Genomic DNA, 3,836 nt, shown 5'->3' with positions numbered 1-3,836 from the left:
CGTCCTGCACCACGCCGGCGAACAGCTCGGTGCCGCGTGCGGCGAGCGGCTGGACGACCACTCCGGTCATGAGCCCCGCGAATCGCGTCTCCAAGTCCCGGAAGGCGGCCCGCACCTGGGAGTCTCCCTGGAGGTCGAGATGGAGGGCGTGCTGTTCGCTCTTGTGCAGCAGGCCGGGCCAGTGGGCCTTCATGACCACGCGTCCGTCGGGGCCGCGCAGCCGCCCCGCGGCGACGACCGCGTCGTCCTCGGTCTCCGCCCAGGCCCAGTCCAGTTGTGGAATGTCGTAGCAGGCGAGGAGTTCGGCGCAGGTGCGCGGGTCGAGCCAACCGCCGTCCGGGTGGGCGGCGAGGAAGGTCTCGGCGACCGTGTGCGCGCGGCTCGTGTCGACGCCTGCGAGGTCGGGGATCGTGCCCGCAGGCCGGCTCAGCCATGCCGAGCGCCGGGCCGCGTGGGCCAACGCCCTGGCGGCTGCCCCCGGTTCGGCGTACGAGGGGACGGCGCCGCCTTCTGTGGCGGGCAGCAGCTTGACGGGCAGGTCCTGCTCCAGCCGTACGACGGCCACCGTGCGGGGGCGGCGTCCGGGACCGTTCGTGAGGGCCCGGACGAGGTTGTCACCCGTCGCGGCGGCGACGGCCGTGGGAACGAGGGCCAGCAGGACGGCGTCGATGCCGGGGCACCGCGTCATCCGCTCCACGCAGTCCTTGAGCTGCTCCTCCGTCACCGCCGCCGTGGCGTCGACGGGGTTGCCGACGGCCGCGCCTTCGGGCAGTACGGCGAGGAGGTCGTCGATCACCTCGGGGGTGAGCCGGGGCAGGGACAGTCCGGCCTCCGCGCAGGCGTCGGCGGCCAGGACGCCCGCGCCGCCCGCGTTGGTGACGATCGCGACGCGGGTGCCGGCCGGGAGCGGCTGGGAGTGCAACAGGGCGGCGGTTTCGAGGAGTTCACCGACCGATCCGGTGGCGGTGATGCCCGCCTGGGTGAACAGCGCCTGACGCGTCATGGTCCGGGTCGCGGCGGCCGCGGTGTGCGAGGCGGCGGCACGTCGGCCGGCGTCGGTGCGGCCCGCGTCGACGGTGAGCACCGGCATGCGCCGGGTCACGCGCCGGGACGTGCGGGAGAACGCCCGTGGGTTGCCGAAGGACTCCAGGTGCAGCAGGGCGAGTTCGGTGCGGCCGTCGCTCTCCCACCACTGGAGCATGTCGTTGCCGCTGACGTCGTACTTGTCACCGAGCGAGGCGAAGGTCGAGACGCCGACGCCGAGCCGGGAAAGGCCGTCGAGCAGGGCGATACCGACGCCGCCGGACTGGACGGCGACACCCGCCGTGCCGGGACTCGGATGATCGGCAGCGAAGGTCGCGTCGAGGGAGAGCGCCGGATCCGTGTTGGAAACCCCCAGGCAGTTGGGCCCGACGAGACGCATGCCGTAGGTCCGGCACGCGGCCAGCAGCGCCTGAGCCTCAGTGCTGTCGAGCCCCGCCGACACGACGAGGAGCGCCCGTACGCCGGTCTTGCCGCACTCCTCGGCGGTGGCGGGTACTGCCGCCGCAGGCACGGCGAGAACCGCCAGGTCCGGGACCTTGGGCAGTGCGCCGACCGACGGATACGACGGCACACCGAGCAGCGAGGTGACGCTCGGGTTCACCGCGAACAGGCGCCGTGTGAAGCCGCCCGTGCGCAGATGGTGGAGAAGGGCCCTGCCCACCGACCCGGGCCGACGTCCGGCACCGATCACCGCGATCGAGTCCGGCCTCAGCAGGGGCTCCAGGCTGGCCACGTCGGCGGCCCGGCCGCGTGCCTCCACCGCCGACAGATAGGTCTCGTCCTCTTCCAGTTCGATGGTGCAGCGCACTTCCGGGCCCTCGAAGTGGCGGGCCGTGCGCAGCCCGAGGTCGGCGAAGAGCTGGAGCACTTCGTGGTTCTCCGCGAGTGCGTCGGCCGTGACAGCGGTGATGCCTTCGGCGCGGGCGGCTGAGACCAGATGCTCGATGAGAAGAGTGCCGACACCCCGGTGGTGCAGTCCCTCGGCCACCGCGATCGAGATCTCCGCCCGGCCCCTGTCCTCGCCGGTCTCGTACTCGGCCAGGCCGATCACCTGGTGCTGCGCCTCGGCGAGGAGCGCACGGTGTCCGGGGCGCGGCGGTGCGCAGGCGCGGTCGGCCGCCATCTCGGCGGACCGGCGGCTGGCTCCGAAGAACCGAAGCCGGAGGTTCTCCGGGGACATCTCCTCGTACAGCCCCCGGAGGGGTTCGTGGTCGCCGGTCTCCACGGGGCGTATACACACCGTGGTCCCGTCCGCGAGCAGTGCGTGAACCGTGTGGGGGCCGTGCTTGTCGTCCGTCATCTTGGTCCTCCTCGAGCCTCTCGACAGTTCGAGCATCCGGCGGACCATGTGCTCACCCCAGGGGCTGTCCGGGGTCGGCTTCTGGGCCGGTCGGCCCTGAGTCCTGTCCGGACGGGGAAGGCGGAGGGGCCATTGAGCTCCGTTCGGATCCGTATGGCCCCTGTGAGCCGGGCAGTGCCATGGCGGACCGTGGACCGCAAGGACTTCCGTCTGTCAGAAGGGCGAACCGCCATGGAGCGAACGGTCGTTGTCGGCATCGACGGCTCTGCGCGCAGTCGCGTCGCGGTCGACTGGGCGGTGGGCGAGGCGCGGTTGCGTGGCCTGCCGCTGCGGGTCGCGCATGTCTCGTCGCTGCCTGCCGAGGAGGTACTCGCGATATGGCCGTACTGCCGTGAACCCGCCCCGGACGCGTGGGTGAAGGTGCTTGCCGAAGATCACCCGGCGCTCCGGATCGAAGGCGTCGGCCTCACCGGAGAGGCGGTGCCGGCGCTGCTGTCCGTGGGGACGCGGGCCGACCTCCTGGTTCTCGGTATGCGCGGTGCGGGAGGCTTCGCGGGACTGGCCGTCGGCTCCGTGGCACACGGCGTCGCAGCGCTCGGGAACCGGCCCGTGGTGCTCGTCCCCGACCGTTCCGCCGTCGGCGGGCGGTCACCCCGCGCAGTGACAGTCGGCATCGACGCGCGCCGTCCGGCGGCCGCCGCGCTGGACTTCGCGTTCGACGCCGCGGAGCGGCGCGGGGCGCTGCTGCGCGTCGTCCATGCCTGGCGGCTGCCGTCCCCCGCCGAACAGTGGATGCCGTTCGCCCTTCCCGAGGAGGACCGAGGCGCCTGGGAGGACCAGGAGGTCCAGCAGCTGTCGGACGTACTGCGACCGTGGCGGGAGAAGCATCCACACGTCCACGTCCACGAGGACGTGCGCCTGAAGAGTCCGTCTTCCGCCCTGGTCCAGGCATCGGCCTGCGCCGAACTACTGGTCGTGGGACGGACCGGCACGTCGCTCGGCCCCACCCTGCATGCGGTGGTGGATCACACCGAGTGCCCGGTGGCGGTCGTTCCGTCCTGAAGGAGACTGCCGTCATCGAGTGCCCATGGGCGGCATGGCCGGCAGGAGGACGGCGAGGGTGCCGCGCGCGGCGTACGAGCAGGAGCTGCCGAGTCGGCAGACGGAGCTGGTGAAGCTCCAGGAGTGGGTGGTGCACACGGACGTCTCGCAGGCCCCGTGGTTGGTCGTGGAGGGACGACAAGCGCCGGGCCCGCCTGAACATGATCGCCCACCTGCTCGGCTCCGTGCCGTACCACGAGGTGCCGCGGCCAGTGCTGGAGCTGCCGGCCCGGCCGCCCTCGACCGGTCACCAGCGCCCGCCGCGCGATCTGCAGACGTACGTCCCCGATCACGCGGCGAGCTCCGGGCCGGCCCCGGTGTTCACACCCGCTGCGGTACCACGGCGACAGGGCAGGCGGAGTGGTGCGGGACCGCGTGAGCGACCCGCCCG

General features: G+C 72.6%; 3 protein-coding genes and 1 pseudogene. 2 read left to right on the top strand and 2 right to left on the bottom strand.

Annotated elements, in window-relative coordinates:
* Nucleotides 1–2,344 (bottom strand): GNAT family N-acetyltransferase (locus O3Q52_RS50260; protein WP_269655110.1); only part of this gene is annotated, 2,344 nt, incomplete at its 3' end.
* A 231-nt stretch (nt 2,345–2,575) separates the two neighbouring features.
* On the opposite strand from O3Q52_RS50260, the gene O3Q52_RS50255 reads away from it, so the two are divergent.
* Nucleotides 2,576–3,406, top strand: a complete 831-nt coding sequence (locus O3Q52_RS50255) for a universal stress protein (RefSeq protein WP_269655109.1) — start codon at nt 2,576–2,578, stop codon at nt 3,404–3,406.
* 12 nt (nt 3,407–3,418) lie between these two features.
* On the opposite strand, the gene O3Q52_RS50250 is transcribed toward O3Q52_RS50255, so the two are convergent.
* Complete coding sequence (locus O3Q52_RS50250) at nt 3,419–3,544, bottom strand: hypothetical protein (protein ID WP_269655111.1); 126 nt, start codon at nt 3,542–3,544, stop codon at nt 3,419–3,421.
* Here O3Q52_RS50250 and O3Q52_RS50245 point away from each other — a divergent pair.
* Nucleotides 3,534–3,747, top strand: a pseudogene (locus O3Q52_RS50245) (polyphosphate kinase 2); the annotation flags it as partial. The gene O3Q52_RS50250 and the pseudogene O3Q52_RS50245 overlap by 11 nt on opposite strands.
* Nucleotides 3,748–3,836 lie beyond the last annotated feature (89 nt).

It is taken from the genome of Streptomyces sp. ActVer, from assembly GCF_027270795.1.
GTDB lineage: Bacteria > Actinomycetota > Actinomycetes > Streptomycetales > Streptomycetaceae > Streptomyces > Streptomyces umbrinus_A.
Note: the sequence above shows the minus strand (reverse complement) of the source record. Positions and strands in the feature narration are given on the sequence as shown.

What these genes read in the sequence shown, in the direction of transcription:
- O3Q52_RS50255 (WP_269655109.1), top strand. Translation starts at nt 2,576, where the DNA reads ATGGAGCGAACGGTCGTTGTCGGCATCGACGGCTCTGCGCGCAGTCGC.